We start from the raw sequence: 15987 nt of genomic DNA on the forward strand, positions 1-15987 counted from the left end.
TAATAGTCATTTTATTTTTTAATCGTAAATATAAATCATTATAAATAATAAATTGGTCAATACTTAATCGACTAAACTGCTATTATTGCTGCCAATAGCCCTATCCATTGAAGCAGCGCTATCCCAAGTGCTCGTGTGAAAAGGCGTTTAGTTCCAGACCACCTTTGTTGCATCGTACGATATTTAATTTTGCTTGGAAATAAACAATTCAAAGCATTATCAAACTGTTCCGTTTCATTATGCGTGTAGATAATTTTAAAAAAATGGTTATCTAACCAAAGACGATATATATAATACTGGCAAATTATAAATATAATTACATTGGCGAATAAAATATATTTAGAGTAATTAGAATAGAAAAACAAAGCGAATTGGCAAAATAGTGCCAATACAGACCCAGTAGCAAAATAACGCCAACTATGAGTCAAAATAGTGATGACCTCACCTTGCTGTTTATTTATCAATGTATTCATTTTTCACTCGGTTTAGATGGTAATTGGTGTGCCAATCATTCAGTTGTTCTATCGTTGCTGTATTTAAAATAACTTGTGGGCGAGCTTGTTCAACTAACGTTACGGCATCTTCTATGTTTTTAGCATCGCCATGATGTACCAACCATGCAACAGCAACAGTCGCACTTCGTGAATAACCTAATTTGCAATGAATGTATACCGGACCCTGTTTTATCAGTTCATCCATAGTATGGACTGACTTTTCGATATCTTCCGCGCTTAGTGGTAACAAATCAATTTGCGGTTGGCTACAATATTTCAGTCCTTTGCTGTAAAAATTGCGAGGCCATTCGCAAGTCATATCTAAAACAGCTTGAGCTTGCAAAGCGTATAGTGGGCGGCCTCCCAAAACGATATGTTGATTAACAATACTGGGTTGTGCGCAGTGCTTAGCGAAGTAATGATAGGTTCCCCAAGCAATGAGCCGGTACGGTAGTAATAAAATAGCAGCAGAAGGGGAAATATTTCCTTCAGGTGTTTTTTGAAAGACGCTGGCGCCTGCCCCTAAATAGCCGAGGGTAATAAAAAAGAGGGCGATAGCGGGCCATAATAGTACCCAAGCAAATCCTTGGAAGATAAAAGCAAGAATAAAACAAGCAAGAGAACCTATTCCATAGTTTTTGCTCATTTTAAAACTGCGAGGGGACCCCGTGTAGTGCCATTGCCAACGAGTTTGTATAGGAAGCAAATAGCTAATTAATAGGCCAACTGCAAATCCAGTAACGACATCAATAAAATGGTGCTGCCATGTGGTCAACACTGAAATTAAAATTAAAATAGACCAGCTATGAAGTAACCAGCGCCACTTTATTGGAGTATGGGCTCGAAAACGTAACCAGAGGATCCACAATAAAATAATATGTAATGAAGGGGCTTGGTTAAAAGGGAGGTCAAATAGTTCTAGGCTGTTAAACATCCAGCCAAATAGCCCATCAGTGGTTGGCCGAGGGAAACTAAACTTAAGTGGAAATAGCAAAAAACCAATACAGGCAACAAGAGAAGCTGTGATAAGCCGTAGGCCATGGATGGTTTGCTCTTTACGGGTCGTACAAATAAATAATGATAACCCATAGAATATGTCAATACTCCAATAGGGAATGATAGTCCAAGGAAGAAATGGAATATGTGTTTCCCAAGAAAAAACGACAGACGGAACCTGGTCTAACGTTGCAGTATACGTATTAACTTGGCCATAAGTTAAGAAGAAAAAAGGGGCTAAAAAAACTAACCATAGCAAACCAGACAATATTATTTTGTGTCGAGGTATAGTCTCTTGGGGCTCGCGGGTTGTAATCATCATCCTTTATTCTATTCCTTTAAATAGCAACAAACTGGTGGTGATATCAAAAAATAACTGGAAAAACAGAGAGTACTAAGCAGCATAGGTGCTTTACTCGCAATAAACAACGGGTATTAGTGATGGTTAAAATTAGTGATTGATGGCAATGGTTCACCATCAATCATTAACAACTAATTATTTACTGCCAATCATTCACTGCCAATCATTCACTGCTAATCATTCGTTGCTAATTACATAGTATGTTGAATGCATTAACGTCGTCTGGCTATAGATACGCTGAATATCCCCCAGTTATCAATAGATTGATTCAATTTTTCAAAGCCCGCTTCTTCAACTAAGCTATCCATTTCACCTTGGCTGCGGCAACGCATAACCCATGCTTGACCACCTTGGTGGCTTGGTAGTACACGGGCAATCATCTCAACTTGGGGGTGCCATGGTTGGCAGGTATAAATTAATAGCCCACCAGATGGAATTGCCCAAGAAAGCCCATTTAATGACGCCTTTATCATTTCATTACTGGGGAACAGTTCATATAAGCCACTAACGATACCAATAGTTGGTGATGGTGAAACGGCAGCTAAATCATCAGCGTCAAAAGCATTGCCTTTAGTGAATTGAATTTTGTCTTCAAGGTAACGTTGTTTGATGTGTAGGCGGCCTTGTTCAACGTTGACAGGGCTATAGTCTCTTAGTAGGACAGATTCGACTTTGCCATAGTCATTGATTGCGTCAAAAATGTAACGGCCTTGGCCTGCGGCAATATCCATAATTCGCACAGGTGTCCCTTTATCAGTGAGGTCACGAATAGCCTGTCGAATGATATTTTCAATGTTAACTTTACGTTGGCGTATTCCTTGCCAGCCGATACTGTTGAGATACTGTCTATCAATAACACGGCCAAATAAGCCTTTACCCTGGGCTTTATCGCGGTATACGTAATCAAGGGTTGAGCCTGAATCAAACCCTTTGTCATAACCAATACGAATACCTTCAGAAGCTTTGCCTAGTGTACTCATTGATTTGCTCATAATTTTATAAGCAAGATTTTTAGGGCACCATTTAGGCAATGGAGTCATGAGTGAACGATATTTTTCAGCGCTGGCACTCCATATATCTTCATATTGATAATTATGTTGGTAGCGCGGTAAGGCGAATAATTTGTCGATAAAATCACGGATTTTCTCTAGCGGGATATGACGATCTTTTTCTCCTAAAGTGTCGTGATAAAAACCGGGTAATATATGTTTTTCTTTTATTGGGGTATTTAATTTATCAAAAAATTGATGTTGAGGCCGATGGTGAACAACGTGGTCGCTACCTGAAATAAATAGTTGGGTGGGCAAAGTAATTGCGCCCGCATCAGCAACGATGCGATCAGCCGTTTTATACAGTTCAAGTAAAATATTGACGGCAATAGGGCGAGTAATCAATGGGTCGCGATTAAACGAATCAATGCGTTGTTCATCATGAGTGAGATACTTGGCTTTGACATACGAATTTACATAGAACAAGCCGCGCGTTTTTTGCATTAAAGCAAGCCCTGTTCGGGCAAATGGGACGTACAATTTAACTTTAAATGCAGGGGAGGCGAGTACCATCCCTCGAATTTTTGGGGCGTAGTCATGAACCCAAGCGGAGACAAGAACGGCACCAACACTTTGCCCGATAACAATGATATTTTCTAACGGAATAGTATATTCAGTGGAAATGTAACGTACAAACTCATCGACATCATTGATGGATGTGCTGAGTGAAGGGCTATAACCTCGAGGGCCATCATTTCTGCCATGTCCACGGGCATCCCATGCAAACATAGCATAGTCAGGTAGATTAAGTTCATCGACTAAATGGGCGACACGGCCGGAATGTTCGTGGCCACGATGAAATAAAATAACCGCTTTGTTGGTCGAAACCTCTGCTGGCCAATGTCGATAAAAAAGAGAAGTATGGTCACTGGTGGTAAATTGGGACTCAATAACGGGACGTTGCGTCAGATAATCTGTTTGAACGTTCATAATTCTTCCTTAATTATTATTCTCATGTGCAGATAATTCACAAAGAGCACGGCGAATACGGTTATAGCAAGTATAAAACAGCAACAAAGTTAAAAGGATAAACAGATAACTTACCCAACTAGACAATATGATCTGTGGAAAAATGCTAATGAGAAGCCCTAACGCACCGAAAAAAAATGCACGGTCACTTTTACCTATTGGGCCATCATAGCGGCGAGACGCACCAATAGCTTGAGCGATAACACCAATAAATTCAGTCAGTAGCGTAAGAAATAGAATGAATAAAATAAGCCAAAATACTTGAGGGAAAATAACCGCAAATGGCAAGTACAGAGCAATATCTGAAATGACATCACCGAGCTCATTCAATATAGCACCAAGGTGGCTTTTTTGGTTGTGCTCCCTAGCTAACATGCCATCAATCGCATTGAGTGCCATACGAATAAACAGAACGAAAGGTAATAAAATAAACAGGTGTGGATTTGGAATGAAAAGTAATAGCATTCCGCTGATAACGGATAGAAGTAAAGCCGCCAAAGTGACTTGGTTGGCGGTAACACCCGCACTAAATAGCTTATGAACAATTGGACGAAGAAGATCTTGAAATTTAGGTTTCAGATCGTAAATGGTCATTGAGTATTCCTTTCCCATCACTGCACTATGACGCAGCATTGGGATATATCAATACGCGATTGATTGATTTCTGCAATAAGAGCTATCTCAAGTTAGGAGATAATCAAAGGAAGCTACCCTATAATTTTAACGATAAAATTACGGCAATTACTTGAATAATCGAATAAAAAACATTTAGTGGCAGTGAAATAGAAGGGACTTATCAAAATTAAGGAAAAACAGATTAACCGATATGATACCCGATCACGCCAATACTTTTTGTTTATCAATTCGTGAACGCATTCGTTTGAATTGGCTAGGTGTCATTGTGGTCATTTCTTTGAATTTTCGACAAAAAGCGCTGTGATCAGCATATGCACATTTACTGGAAATTTCAGTAATTGAAAAATCATCTTCGAGCAGTTCAATAGCATGTTCCAGACGCATCTTTTGAATATATTGTTGGGGGGTTATCAAAAAAATCGCTTTAAACTGGCGGTTTAATTGAGAAAGCGAGAGGCCAGATATTTCAGCAAGAGTTGTCATTTTTATCGCAATATCAAAATGTTCACTAATATAGCGCTCAACACGGCTAAGCTGGTTATTCAGTTTAGGGCTGACCGATTTGACATCTTGTAAATCCACTGAAATTCCTGCAACCCCAATAACTTGGTTACGTGTATTAAAAATAGGAACCTTAGTTGTTAAGCACCATCCCAACAAGCCTGCTTTATACAGGTGCAGTTCAAGCTTATTAATGACGCTAATTTTCTTTTCCATCACTAAATAATCTTGAGAGCTATAGCTTTGGCCGAGTTCTGAATGAAAAATATCTTCAGCACCTTTACCTACTAAATGGTTAACACTATCGATTTTACAGCGGGTGGCTAAATTATCATTGGCCAAAACATACTTTGCATTATGGTCTTTCACAAAAAAGGTTACATTCGGCAAGGTATTAATGAGTGGCATAATCAAACCTAAATGGTTTAATAAAATATCAATATTATCAACGGGAAATAGCATGTTCTCCTGACTAATCAACAGCAATTTATTTAGATTGATCATGCCGCGCTCCGAAATATTAAATTAATTTTATTAATTCTGTTAAATATTTTTAGATTGTGCTGAAAACCGCATAAGTTTGTTAGAAAGATATCAAGAGTTGTTAACAAAAATCAAGCATTCTATTAACAATGATAATAGATAGGATGCTAACCAATGCAATCTCAATATACCAAAATTGAAGTTATCGACTCTCATACCGCAGGTGAACCAACTCGGCTTGTTATTGATGGATTTCCCGATTTAGGGCAACAAAGCGTGGCCGTTCGCTTAGATATTTTGCGTAATAGCCATGATATCTGGCGTCGTACAACGATTTTAGAACCTAGAGGTAATGACATTCTAGTGGGAGCCCTATTGTGTAAACCACAAAACCCAGCGGCAACAGCAGGCGTGATTTTTTTTAACAATCAAGGTTACTTGGGAATGTGTGGTCACGGCACTATCGGTTTAGTGGCCTCGTTGCACTTTCTGGGGCATATCACTTATGGCAACCATCTTATCGAGACGCCAGTTGGAGATGTAACAGCACAATTACATCAAGATGGTAGCGTGAGTATTCAGAATGTGTATTCGTATCGCTATCGCAAAGCGGTACGAGTTGATGTCCCAGATCTCGGCACGGTTATTGGGGATATCGCTTGGGGTGGAAATTGGTTTTTTCTTGTTGAACAGTCGCCAGTTGCCATTGATTTCCAAAACATTAAATTACTGACAGAAGTCAGTTTAAAAATCAAGCAAGCCTTAGTTGACCAAAGTATCTACGGTAAAGATGGCCAAGAAATTGACCATATCGAATTATTCGGTTCACACCCAAATGCCAATAGCCAAAGTTTTGTGTTATGCCCAGGTGGCGCATATGACCGCTCGCCTTGCGGAACAGGGACTAGCGCTAAACTCGCCTGCTTAGCTGCAGATAAAAAGCTGGCGGCAGGGGAAATCTGGCATCAAGCCAGCGTCATTGGCAGCCAATTTCAGGCTAGTTTTCAACAGGCTGATGAAAACGGCATTATTCCGACTATTCGCGGGCATGCCTATATCAGCGGAAAAAATACCTTATTGATAGATGAACAAGATCCATTTCGTTTTGGGATCTCGGTGGCATAGGGGTATGAAATGGAACGTAAATATCCAGTGATCGTGGTGGGTGGTGGCATTATTGGTTTGAGTATCGCACTGACAGTGCAAGCGAATGGCTCACAAGTGTTGCTGCTTGATAAACAGGAAATTGGCCAAGGTGCCTCATTTGGCAACGCAGGGCATATTGCGACAGAACAGGTTTTCCCGATTGCTGATCCGAGTGTTTTAACATCAATTCCAAAAATGCTCCTTGACCCATTGGGCCCTCTGCGTCTGGATTGGCGTTACTTATTACCGTTAACACCTTGGTTAATCAAGCTGTTAGGTAACATGCGCCATAAGCCCTTTACCCATATCCATCATACATTGATGACATTAAACAGTGCCGCTTTCGATTCATGGCAAGTATTTATTCAGAAATGGCAATTAAGTGATCTTGTCAAAATGAAGGGTTCACTGTTGGTGGCTGAGAAAAAAGAAACGCTCGATAAGTTAAGCCAGCACAGTGAGTACTTGCAAAGTGTTGGTATAGCTAATCAATTGATTGATCAAGATGCGCTACTAACACGCGAACCCGCTTTATCCGAAAGCCAAATCGGGGGTGTTTTTTATCCAGATACCGGCCATGTTGTGGATTTATGTGCATTACACCAAAAGCTGACTGAGGCGTTTTTACACGCAGGTGGACAAGTATTAACCCACTGCGAAGTAACAGAAATTACATCGACGTCGAATCAACAAGCGGTATTGACAACGACCCAAGGCCAGTTCACAGGCCAAAAAATTGTTATTGCAGGCGGCGCATTTTCCAAATCACTAGTGAGAATGGTTAGTCGCATCAATGTGCCGTTAGAAACTGAGCGCGGTTATCATTTGATGTTGCCCCATGAATTGGGACGATTATCAATACCCGTATCAAGTATGGATAGACGTTTTATTATGACGCCAATGTCTCAAGGGTTACGCCTCGCGGGAACCGTGGAGTATGCGGGACTAAAGCGTCCAGCCAATATGCAACGCGCTCAACATTTTCTACCGTTAGCGCAGCCGATGCTGAAAACGCCATTGAACAGCCAACAATCTACACCGTGGATGGGATTTCGCCCATCAACGTCTGACTCTTTGCCGGTGATCGACCATAAAGGCCCTTATATTTTTGCTTTTGGTCACCAACACTTAGGGCTAACCCAAGCAGCGATCACCGCAGATATCGTTAATAGTTTTATTCATCAGCAACCGACAAGTATCGATTGCACCCCTTTTTCCATTGAGCGATTTCTTTAATATTGAGGAGAATTCAAATGAATTTCCATGGCATTCTTGTTCCTTTAGTCACGCCATTTCATGATGATTTAACATTAAATATCAGTGCGCTTGCTGAGTTAACTGAAAAACTTATTGAGCGCGGAGTTACCGGTTTAGTGGTCTGCGGGACCACGGGAGAGTATTACGCATTAAATGAAGATGAACGTAAAACCGTGCTGTCTACGGTTTGTAAAATTGCAAAAGGGCGAGTGACACTAATTGCGGGTATTAACGACTTATCAACTGAAGGTGCCATTGCACGAGCGAAACAAGCTCAAGAACTGGGCTATGAAGGATTAATGTTATCGCCACCACCGTATAGTTTACCGGATCAGCAAGGGGTGTACGCCCACTATGAAAAAGTCGCAAAATCAACACCATTACCCATTATTATGTACAACTTCCCAGCTCGGATCGGTATTGAAATTGACATTGAAACGGTTATCAAGCTAGCTGAAATTGACAATATTGTCGCTATCAAAGAAAGCAGTGGAAGCTTTAGCCGAGCACTGCATCTATTACAAACACCATTCAAAAATTTTGAGGTCATTTGTGGTTGTGATGACCAACCAGTGGATTTCTTCTTTTGGGGTTCAAAAAGTTGGATAGCAGGAGCTGGGAATGTATTCCCAGCAGAGCAAGTTGCTATTTTTAATGCGGCGCAAGCGGGTGACTGGCAACTCGCTAAGCAGATTATGAATGAAATTTATCCTGCAATTTACTCAATGGAATCAGGTAACTATAACCAAAAAGCCAAAGCGGGTTGCTTGAATGGCACATTTAATGTAGGCCCGGTCCGTTTGCCTCTGTCAAATATAGCGTCTCAAGAACGCGATGAATTCATTAAATTGATTAAACGCTAGGGGGAAATATGACCATGACCCAACAGCAGGTATTTGAACGAGCAAAACAAGGAAAACTGTGGGCTGGCAATTTAATTGCAGGGCATGCAGAGCAGCAAAATAAATTAGAAAACCGTACCCCAATCGATAATAGCGTTATTGGTTTTATTGCTGACGGTGATGCGAACGATATTAATGTCGCTGTACAGGTAGCACGTGACACGTTCAATCAAGGTGAATGGCGCGGGTTATCACCTCAAGAACGTAAAGCTATCATGCTTAAGTGGGCTAGTCTCATTGAACTGCACAGTGAAGAACTAGCGGCACTAGATTGTATAGATGCAGGTAAGCCTATCACTGAATGTTTAAATACTGATTTACCCGCAACCATTGAAACCTTTTATTGGTATGCCGAAGCGATTGACAAGCTGTTTGGCAAAATTGCACCGACAAGTCATCAAGAATTGGGGCTGATAGTGCACGAGCCTATTGGCGTGGTTGGGGCGGTGTTACCGTGGAATTTTCCTGCTCAAATGTTTGCATGGAAAGTGGCTCCCGCGCTTGCTGTAGGAAACTCGGTGATTGTGAAGCCTGCCGAATTAACCTCATTAAGTGCCTATCGTATGGTGGAACTGGCCTATGAGGCAGGTGTCCCTCAAGGTGCATTAAGTTTAGTTTGTGGATTAGGTGAAAAAGTCGGGGAAGCCCTTGGTCGCCATCATGATGTTGATATGGTGTCATTCACCGGTTCAACAGATGTGGGACGCTTATTTTTAAAATATTCCGCCGAAAGTAACTTAAAGGAAATTGTGCTCGAATGTGGCGGTAAAAGTCCTCAAGTAGTGTTTGAAGATGCAAACATTGACGCGGCAATTCCACATATTATGGCAGCTGCCTTTTGGAATATGAGTGAAAATTGCAGCTGCGGTTCTCGTTTAATTGTGCATGAAAGTATCAAAAAAACACTATTAGACAAGCTTGCTGTAGCGGTTAAAGAATGGAAAGTGGGTGACCCAAGGCAAGCGGATGTTTCAATTGGGCCAATGGTCGAACAGGCTCATTTTGAGAAAGTAAAATCCTTTTTAGATACCACGGTAAAAGAGGGAGGAAAATTAATTGCGGGTGGGAAAATCCATCATGAATTAGGTGCTGGGTGGTACATCGAGCCGACAATTTTTGATGAGGTCACACCTGACATGTCGCTATTTAAGCATGAAGTTTTTGGCCCTATCTTAGCCGTTACATCCTTTAAAACAGATGATGAAGCGGTCGCTTTGGCCAATGACACTCAATATGGTTTAGCGGCTTCATTTTATAGTCAAAATATTCACCGAGCCATGCAAATTGCACAGCGCATTAACGCAGGCACTGTTTCAGTCAATGGCTTTAGTGAAGGTAATATCACAACACCGTTTGGTGGCTTTCGTCAATCAGGTTTTGGCGGTAAAGATAACGGCTTAGAGGCATTTGAACAATATACTCAAACCAAGGTTATCTGGTTTATCCATCAGTAAAAACGTTGACCTGAGTGCCCAAGTGGACTCAGGTTTTTTTACCCTGCAAATACAAATAAACAATTACAATAACGAAGGAGTACAAAATGGAAGCCATCGTTAATACAATCGTTGGTTACATCTGGGGTAATGCATTAGTGGTATTATCGCTAGGTGTTGGGCTCTATTTTACATTAGCGACTCGCGGTGTACAGTTTCGCTACCTTATTAAAATGGTGTGTTTGTTAAAGGAAAATAAAGCGTCAAAAGAAGGCATTTCCTCCTTCCAAGCATTCTGTTTAGCGTTGTCAGGACGTGTGGGGGTGGGGAATATCGCGGGGGTGGCGACAGCCATTGCCGCAGGTGGCCCCGGTGCGATTTTTTGGATGGTTGTCATGGGGTTATTAGGCGGAGCAAGTGCATTTATCGAATCCACACTCGCTCAAATATACAAACAGCGCTCTGATGACCAATACCGTGGAGGCTCCCCTTACTATATCGAGAAAGGGTTAAAATTGAAGCCATTTGCCATTATGGTGGCTGCCGTTATTTGCCTATCTTATGGTGTACTGGTTCCGGGTATTCAAGCCAATACCATAGCGGATTCCTTCCAATCCTCATTCAACTTACCCCCAATTGCGACAGGCGGCATTGTGACAGTGCTGATGGCATGGCTAATTTTTGGTGGTATAAAACGTATTGCGAGTGCAGCAGATAAGATTGTACCAATTATGGCTTTGGCTTATATCGTCATGATGGTGATCATCTTGGGTAGCCATTACGAACAAGTGCCGGCTATGTTCAGTTTAATTTTCCGCAGTGCGATGGGAATGGACGCTGTATTCGGTGGTATTATTGGTACGGCTGTTTCATGGGGGGTGCGTCGTGCGGTTTTTTCCAATGTGGCCGGTGCGGGTGAAGCCACATTTAGCTCTGCAGCCGCTGAGGTAAGCCATCCTGTAAAACAAGGGCTGATCCAAGCATTTTCGATTTATATTGATACTGTCGTTGTGTGTACAGCATCGGGTCTGATGATCCTTGTCACGAATATGTATAACGTTTTTCCCGATGGTTCGGCAACGGCCTTAGTTGAATATGTCCCAGGGGTTGCAGCAGGAACCGCATGGACTCAGATGGCGGTATCAACCGTCTTTACTTCCGCAGGATCAGGATTCGTCTCAATCGCTGTATTTTTATTCGCATTCACAACATTGATGGCTTATTACTATATCGCAGAAACCACAATTGTTTATCTTGATAGAAAATTGCGTTACCCCATTCTCAAATTGATACTGAAATTTGTATTTTTGATTATTGTTTTTATAGGAAGCGTGCAATCAGTCAGTTTAATGTGGAGTCTTGGTGATATCGGGTTCGGTAGCATGAGCTACCTCAATCTTATCGCCATTGTCTTCCTATCAAAACCTGCATTACGGGCACTGCGTGACTTTGAGCGGCAGGAAAAACTCGGTGTTGACCCAGTGTTTGACCCAAAAGTAGCAGGAGTAGAAAATGCAGAACTCTGGGAAGATATTAGCCGTGAATACCATGCACAAGGAGTAGGTATAGAACCGAAAGAGAAACAAAACAAAGGGATGGAATATCAAGAAAGAGAGGGTAAGAACTAGAAGAAAAATGGCGGTGAGGGAGGGATTCGAACCCTCGATACGTTGCCGTATACACACTTTCCAGGCGTGCTCCTTCAGCCTCTCGGACACCTCACCGTTTTTCTAAATCTGTTGTGGAGTAGGGAATAAAAACCTGCTCTGCAACGGGGCGCTACTATAGGGAAAATAGCGTCTTACGTCAACTCCCTATTTCTCCTTTTTCCGACTTTTGTTGCTGTTTAGCTAAATAAAAAACAATTTGATTATTATCTAATCTTAAATGTGACCGACTAAGGTAAATAATACTTTTGATGTTAATTTAAAACGGCAAGTCGTGGAGGTAAAAACCGTTAGCTAGTTAACAAAATTCTGATTGAGTAGCGTGTATAGGCTTGATTAACTTGAAAAGAAATGCCATTCGGCACACTCTGTTAGAAACCAAAGAGGAGTTGCCATGAATATTTTATTTTACCATCCATTTTTTGATTCAAAACAGTGGATTGACGGTATGAAAGCGCGATTACCACAGGTGAATATTCGCCAATGGGAAAAAGGGGATAACCAAAGTGCGGATTATGCCATGGTTTGGTTACCGCCTTATGAATGCCTTGCTGGCCGAAGTGATTTAAAAGGTATTTTCGCGTTAGGTGCAGGTGTGGATGCTATTTTAAAGCAAGAACAAGACAAACCTGGCACCTTACCAGCAGGCGTTCCTGTCATGCGTTTGGAAGACACGGGTATGGCGATCCAAATGGAAGAGTACGCTTGCGCGAAAGTGTTAAGCTATTTTCGTCGCATGGATGAATACCGGCAGTTGCAATCACAGCGCCAATGGAAGCAGTTACCAGCTTATCAACACGAAGATTTTGTTATCGGCGTGATGGGGGCTGGTGCATTAGGGCAAGCCGTTGCAAAGCGCTTAGTTAGCTTTGGTTTTCATGTAAGAACATGGAGCCGCTCTGAAAAGCAACTTGATAACGTGAAAAGTTATTTTGGTAATGACCAATTAGCCAGTTTTCTTTCTGGTACCCGTGTGGTTATTAACCTTCTGCCAAGTACACCAGAAACGGTGGGAATTTTAAACCAGCAGCTGTTTAGCCAGCTACAGCAAGGGGCATATGTCATTAACCTTGCACGTGGAGCCCATTTGGTTGAACAAGATTTGCTTGTAGCGCTTGAATCAGGGCAAGTTGCAGGTGCTGCACTGGATGTTTTTGCGAGTGAGCCGTTATCGCAAATGCACCCGTTCTGGACACATCCACGTATCGCTATCACTCCCCATGTTGCGGCCTTTACAAAACCGAAAGAAGCCATGGATATGATTGTCAGTAATATTGAACGCATTGAAGCAGGCCAAGCCCCTGTTGGTGTGGTTGATATGCAACGCGGTTATTAGCCACTTCTTTGTTGCGAGTGGTCTTTGTGATCACTCGCAATCATCACCCCTAATATCTTTCCTATTTTTTCGATATACTGAAAGTAACTGCTTCGGTCACGAGGTGTGACTACTGAATCTGTAAAATAGGATAATATATGAACGAATTTTCAATCGTCTGCCGTATTTTGGGGACACTATTTCAACGTAGTCCCTCTGATAGCCTCGTAAAGCCGCTTATTGATATGATTGCTCAAGATAAATTAAAAGCATCATGGCCATTGGAACAAGATGAGTTGTGGTCACGCATGGCGAAAGATCTCGATATCAATGCGGTTAATGCGGATTACCAAGCTCTGTTTGCAGGTGGATCCCCAGCAGTTTCAATGTTAGCGAATGATTACGATTCTGAAATTACAGAAGCAGAGGTTCGCGAATTTTTAACTGTGAGAGGAATGTCTTTGACGAATGCGCCAGCCGATGCCTTTGGTGCTTTACTACTCGCAGCTTCTTGGTTGGAAGACCAAGCGGCGGAAGATGAAACCGCCGCTCAAGAAGAACTATTTGATAGCTATATTCTTAGCTGGTATGGCAGCTTTTTAGGGAAGGTTGAGGCCCATGCCACAACCCCATTTTACCGTACTTTAGCCCAAATTACCCGTGATGCAGTTATCGCACTGCGTGATGAACTTGATTCAGATACGGAATAATTATGACACTGTCACTTTTGATTATGGGTATTACTCTACTTTAGTCGTCAGTGTTGATTAATAATTTTGATTGAGTTTGAACGAATAAGAAAGGCAACAGATTTTCCTGTTGCCTTTAATGCTTTTATCAATCGAAATTATTTATGGTTAAAATCAATCGACTAATGGAATGACCAGTTTGCCCGGTTTGATTTCCAGCCCTTTAGCGAGTTTCTTCGCGGTTGCTTCAGCAGCACCATTATCTGGATTCAACACATAAACAGGCTGAGTTTCAAAGAAAGTTTCAAGTGAACTGTTTAAGTAAGGAATAACAGCTGACATAGCGGTATCCATATTTTCTGGCGTCACTTTGTAATTGCTAATATTCAATTCTTTTAAGTAAATTGAACCTGTTTTGGCATCAAAGTAAGGACGCGCAGTGAGTGTCAGGTTAATTTGTGCTTCCGCTTTACCAATCAGCGAGTCTAATTTAACGGTTGCATCCCCCGTTAACGCGACTTTTCCTGGTTCACTGCGGCCAATTTCTGATTTTAAATTCGCGAGCTGAATATCCGCATCAGCAAAACCCGTAATGCCGACTTTATGGTCATATTTTACTTTATTAGCAAGGTAATTATTAATTTGTGACTCACTAATACTAAACTCAGATAATTGGCTACAGCCCGATAACAGAGTGAGAAAGCCCACCATAGCAGCGATTAAAAACTTCTTCATAAAGACTCCTTTTACAGTAACACCGCTAGTTTAGCGCATTACTGCCCACTCAACATGACTGTTTCAATTTTTTTACGGTTAAATTGCTTATGAAGAGCCCATAAAGTGATAAAACCGATGATCCCTAATAAGAACCAAGGTAATTGTGGCATATTCCATTGGTGGCCAATATCGTACATCCAGCCGCCACCGGTATAACCGACAGCTCCGCCTAAAGCAAGGCCTAAGCGGCTAAAACCCATATAGCTGCCTCGGGCTCTAGGGTCAGCAAGTGACGCGCTTAATGTTTCTCTAGCAGGGTCAGCGGTTATTGTGCCGAGATAAAAGAGGCAAATAAGAGCAAATAACGTATTGAGAGAGGTTGTCATGCCAATTGGAAACATGCTGAGACTCATTAAAAATAGCCCGGCCATGAGCCGGTGTTCAAGGCGAAAATGTTTTTCGCTCCAACGAGCAATAGGGTAAAGCAATGTTAATGATATCGCGGCTTCAATCGCATACATCCATTTGACGGCAGTTGGTGTCCCCGCTAACTCGTTGACAACAATCGGAAACATAAGCATCACTTGAACTGACAACATAAAATAGCCCGCTAAAGTGACAACGTAAGTTACAAAACGTTTGTCTTTTAGTACGCGCCCCATACCTTCTTTGATAGGGGTTCTGACGGTTGAGATCCGATAAGCGGGTAATAACCAAGCATTGCAGATGGCCGCAATGATAAAAACCGCAGCGCCAACCCAGCAGACATAATGGAAGTCATATTGCAATAACCAACTACCAATCAACGCGCCAATAACGGCTCCAGCACTGTCTTGCATTAAGAGTAAAGAATAAAAACGGCCGCGTTCATACGGGCGGGTCAATTTAATCACTAATGCGGTTCGTGGAGGGTCAAATAAGGTGCCCCCCAGTGCTGAGAGGACGCAAGATAACCATAATACCCAAGGGTCATGGGCCACGGCCATCACCGCAAAACCACTGGCGCGTAATAACATCCCAATGACAATCATGGGTTTTGCGCCAAATCGGTCAGCAATAGCACCGCCAAAAATCCCCAAGCCCTGTTGAACAAACTGACGAATTCCTAAGGCAAAACCCACCACCACGGCAGCCCAACCCAGCTGATCAACAAACCGAATAGAAATAAGTGGAAAAACGACAAAAAAGCCGAGGACAACCAACATGTTGTCAAATAGGAGAAAATACTTACCAAGGCTTCTTGCCCGTGACACCTGCGCCATGAGACACCATTAGAAAAATAGCAAAGAGGGAATGTTTTTAAAATTACGTATCAATAATATCAGTATATTGCGGGGTAATAGATGATATATTTTTATCGATAAATATTCGT

General features: G+C 41.9%; 13 protein-coding genes and 1 tRNA gene. 7 read left to right on the plus strand and 7 right to left on the minus strand.

The features are described 5' to 3' along the window. Nucleotides 1-453 precede the first annotated feature (453 nt). From PR800_RS07755 to PR800_RS07770, 4 genes are all read right to left on the minus strand, one after another. Nucleotides 454-1809 carry a phosphatase PAP2/dual specificity phosphatase family protein gene (locus tag PR800_RS07755; protein ID WP_407072561.1) on the minus strand — a complete coding sequence of 452 codons (1356 nt, stop codon included), beginning with the start codon at nt 1807-1809 and terminating at the stop codon, nt 454-456. A gap of 254 nt (nt 1810-2063) precedes the next feature. Continuing rightward, on the minus strand, nt 2064-3830 hold the full coding sequence (locus tag PR800_RS07760; RefSeq protein WP_272530509.1) for a bifunctional alpha/beta hydrolase/class I SAM-dependent methyltransferase: 1767 nt from the start codon (nt 3828-3830) through the stop codon (nt 2064-2066). A 9-nt stretch (nt 3831-3839) separates the two neighbouring features. Further along, a complete protein-coding gene (locus PR800_RS07765) occupies nt 3840-4463 on the minus strand; it encodes a CDP-alcohol phosphatidyltransferase family protein (protein WP_166265116.1) in 624 nt (207 codons plus the stop codon). A gap of 243 nt (nt 4464-4706) precedes the next feature. Beyond that, nucleotides 4707-5510 carry a helix-turn-helix domain-containing protein gene (locus PR800_RS07770; protein ID WP_102140460.1) on the minus strand — a complete coding sequence of 268 codons (804 nt, stop codon included), beginning with the start codon at nt 5508-5510 and terminating at the stop codon, nt 4707-4709. A gap of 153 nt (nt 5511-5663) precedes the next feature. Here PR800_RS07770 and PR800_RS07775 point away from each other — a divergent pair, with 153 nt between their 5' ends. The 5 genes from PR800_RS07775 (at nt 5664) to PR800_RS07795 (ending at nt 11855) form a co-directional block, all read left to right on the plus strand. Next, nucleotides 5664-6614: a 4-hydroxyproline epimerase gene (locus PR800_RS07775; RefSeq protein ID WP_102140461.1), complete on the plus strand. Its 951-nt coding sequence runs from the start codon at nt 5664-5666 to the stop codon at nt 6612-6614. Between the two features lie 9 nt (nt 6615-6623). After that, nucleotides 6624-7871 carry an NAD(P)/FAD-dependent oxidoreductase gene (locus tag PR800_RS07780; protein WP_272530512.1) on the plus strand — a complete coding sequence of 416 codons (1248 nt, stop codon included), beginning with the start codon at nt 6624-6626 and terminating at the stop codon, nt 7869-7871. Nucleotides 7872-7888: 17 nt separating this feature from the next. Continuing rightward, complete coding sequence (gene dapA, locus PR800_RS07785) at nt 7889-8755, plus strand: 4-hydroxy-tetrahydrodipicolinate synthase (RefSeq protein WP_102140463.1); 867 nt, start codon at nt 7889-7891, stop codon at nt 8753-8755. An 8-nt stretch (nt 8756-8763) separates the two neighbouring features. Next, nucleotides 8764-10248, plus strand: coding sequence for an aldehyde dehydrogenase (locus PR800_RS07790; protein ID WP_210843979.1), 1485 nt, complete (start codon nt 8764-8766; stop codon nt 10246-10248). Nucleotides 10249-10334: 86 nt separating this feature from the next. After that, nucleotides 10335-11855: an alanine/glycine:cation symporter family protein gene (locus PR800_RS07795; RefSeq protein ID WP_166265107.1), complete on the plus strand. Its 1521-nt coding sequence runs from the start codon at nt 10335-10337 to the stop codon at nt 11853-11855. 8 nt (nt 11856-11863) lie between these two features. Here PR800_RS07795 and PR800_RS07800 read toward each other — a convergent pair. After that, nucleotides 11864-11951, minus strand: a tRNA-Ser gene (locus PR800_RS07800). A 337-nt stretch (nt 11952-12288) separates the two neighbouring features. Here PR800_RS07800 and ghrA point away from each other — a divergent pair. After that, the gene (gene ghrA / locus PR800_RS07805; protein WP_102140466.1) at nt 12289-13230 is read left to right on the plus strand and encodes a glyoxylate/hydroxypyruvate reductase GhrA; all 942 of its coding nucleotides are present in this window, start codon (nt 12289-12291) and stop codon (nt 13228-13230) included. Nucleotides 13231-13367: 137 nt separating this feature from the next. Further along, nucleotides 13368-13919 (plus strand): TorD/DmsD family molecular chaperone, encoded by a 552-nt coding sequence (locus PR800_RS07810; RefSeq protein ID WP_166265104.1) that lies wholly within the window; start codon nt 13368-13370, stop codon nt 13917-13919. A 153-nt stretch (nt 13920-14072) separates the two neighbouring features. Here the strand turns inward: PR800_RS07810 and PR800_RS07815 are convergent, their stop codons facing one another. Both PR800_RS07815 and mdtH read right to left on the minus strand, forming a co-directional pair. Then, a complete protein-coding gene (locus tag PR800_RS07815; protein WP_102140249.1) occupies nt 14073-14633 on the minus strand; it encodes a lipoprotein in 561 nt (186 codons plus the stop codon). Nucleotides 14634-14671: 38 nt separating this feature from the next. Further along, nucleotides 14672-15877 (minus strand): multidrug efflux MFS transporter MdtH, encoded by a 1206-nt coding sequence (gene mdtH, locus PR800_RS07820; protein WP_166265098.1) that lies wholly within the window; start codon nt 15875-15877, stop codon nt 14672-14674. Nucleotides 15878-15987: the final 110 nt, after the last annotated feature.

The organism is Providencia sp. PROV205 (assembly GCF_028479505.1).
Classification (GTDB): domain Bacteria; phylum Pseudomonadota; class Gammaproteobacteria; order Enterobacterales; family Enterobacteriaceae; genus Providencia; species Providencia huaxiensis.

Bases quoted from the DNA above. Each gene is read 5' to 3' on its own strand.
- PR800_RS07815 (WP_102140249.1), bottom strand. From the start codon at position 14,633: ATGAAGAAGTTTTTAATCGCTGCTATGGTGGGCTTTCTCACTCTGTTA.
- PR800_RS07775 (WP_102140461.1), top strand. From the start codon at position 5,664: ATGCAATCTCAATATACCAAAATTGAAGTTATCGACTCTCATACCGCA.
- PR800_RS07790 (WP_210843979.1), top strand. From the start codon at position 8,764: ATGACCATGACCCAACAGCAGGTATTTGAACGAGCAAAACAAGGAAAA.
- dapA (WP_102140463.1), top strand. From the start codon at position 7,889: ATGAATTTCCATGGCATTCTTGTTCCTTTAGTCACGCCATTTCATGAT.
- PR800_RS07780 (WP_272530512.1), top strand. From the start codon at position 6,624: ATGGAACGTAAATATCCAGTGATCGTGGTGGGTGGTGGCATTATTGGT.
- PR800_RS07760 (WP_272530509.1), bottom strand. From the start codon at position 3,830: ATGAACGTTCAAACAGATTATCTGACGCAACGTCCCGTTATTGAGTCC.
- mdtH (WP_166265098.1), bottom strand. From the start codon at position 15,877: ATGGCGCAGGTGTCACGGGCAAGAAGCCTTGGTAAGTATTTTCTCCTA.
- PR800_RS07810 (WP_166265104.1), top strand. From the start codon at position 13,368: ATGAACGAATTTTCAATCGTCTGCCGTATTTTGGGGACACTATTTCAA.
- PR800_RS07770 (WP_102140460.1), bottom strand. From the start codon at position 5,510: ATGATCAATCTAAATAAATTGCTGTTGATTAGTCAGGAGAACATGCTA.
- ghrA (WP_102140466.1), top strand. From the start codon at position 12,289: ATGAATATTTTATTTTACCATCCATTTTTTGATTCAAAACAGTGGATT.
- PR800_RS07755 (WP_407072561.1), bottom strand. From the start codon at position 1,809: ATGATTACAACCCGCGAGCCCCAAGAGACTATACCTCGACACAAAATA.
- PR800_RS07795 (WP_166265107.1), top strand. From the start codon at position 10,335: ATGGAAGCCATCGTTAATACAATCGTTGGTTACATCTGGGGTAATGCA.
- PR800_RS07765 (WP_166265116.1), bottom strand. From the start codon at position 4,463: ATGACCATTTACGATCTGAAACCTAAATTTCAAGATCTTCTTCGTCCA.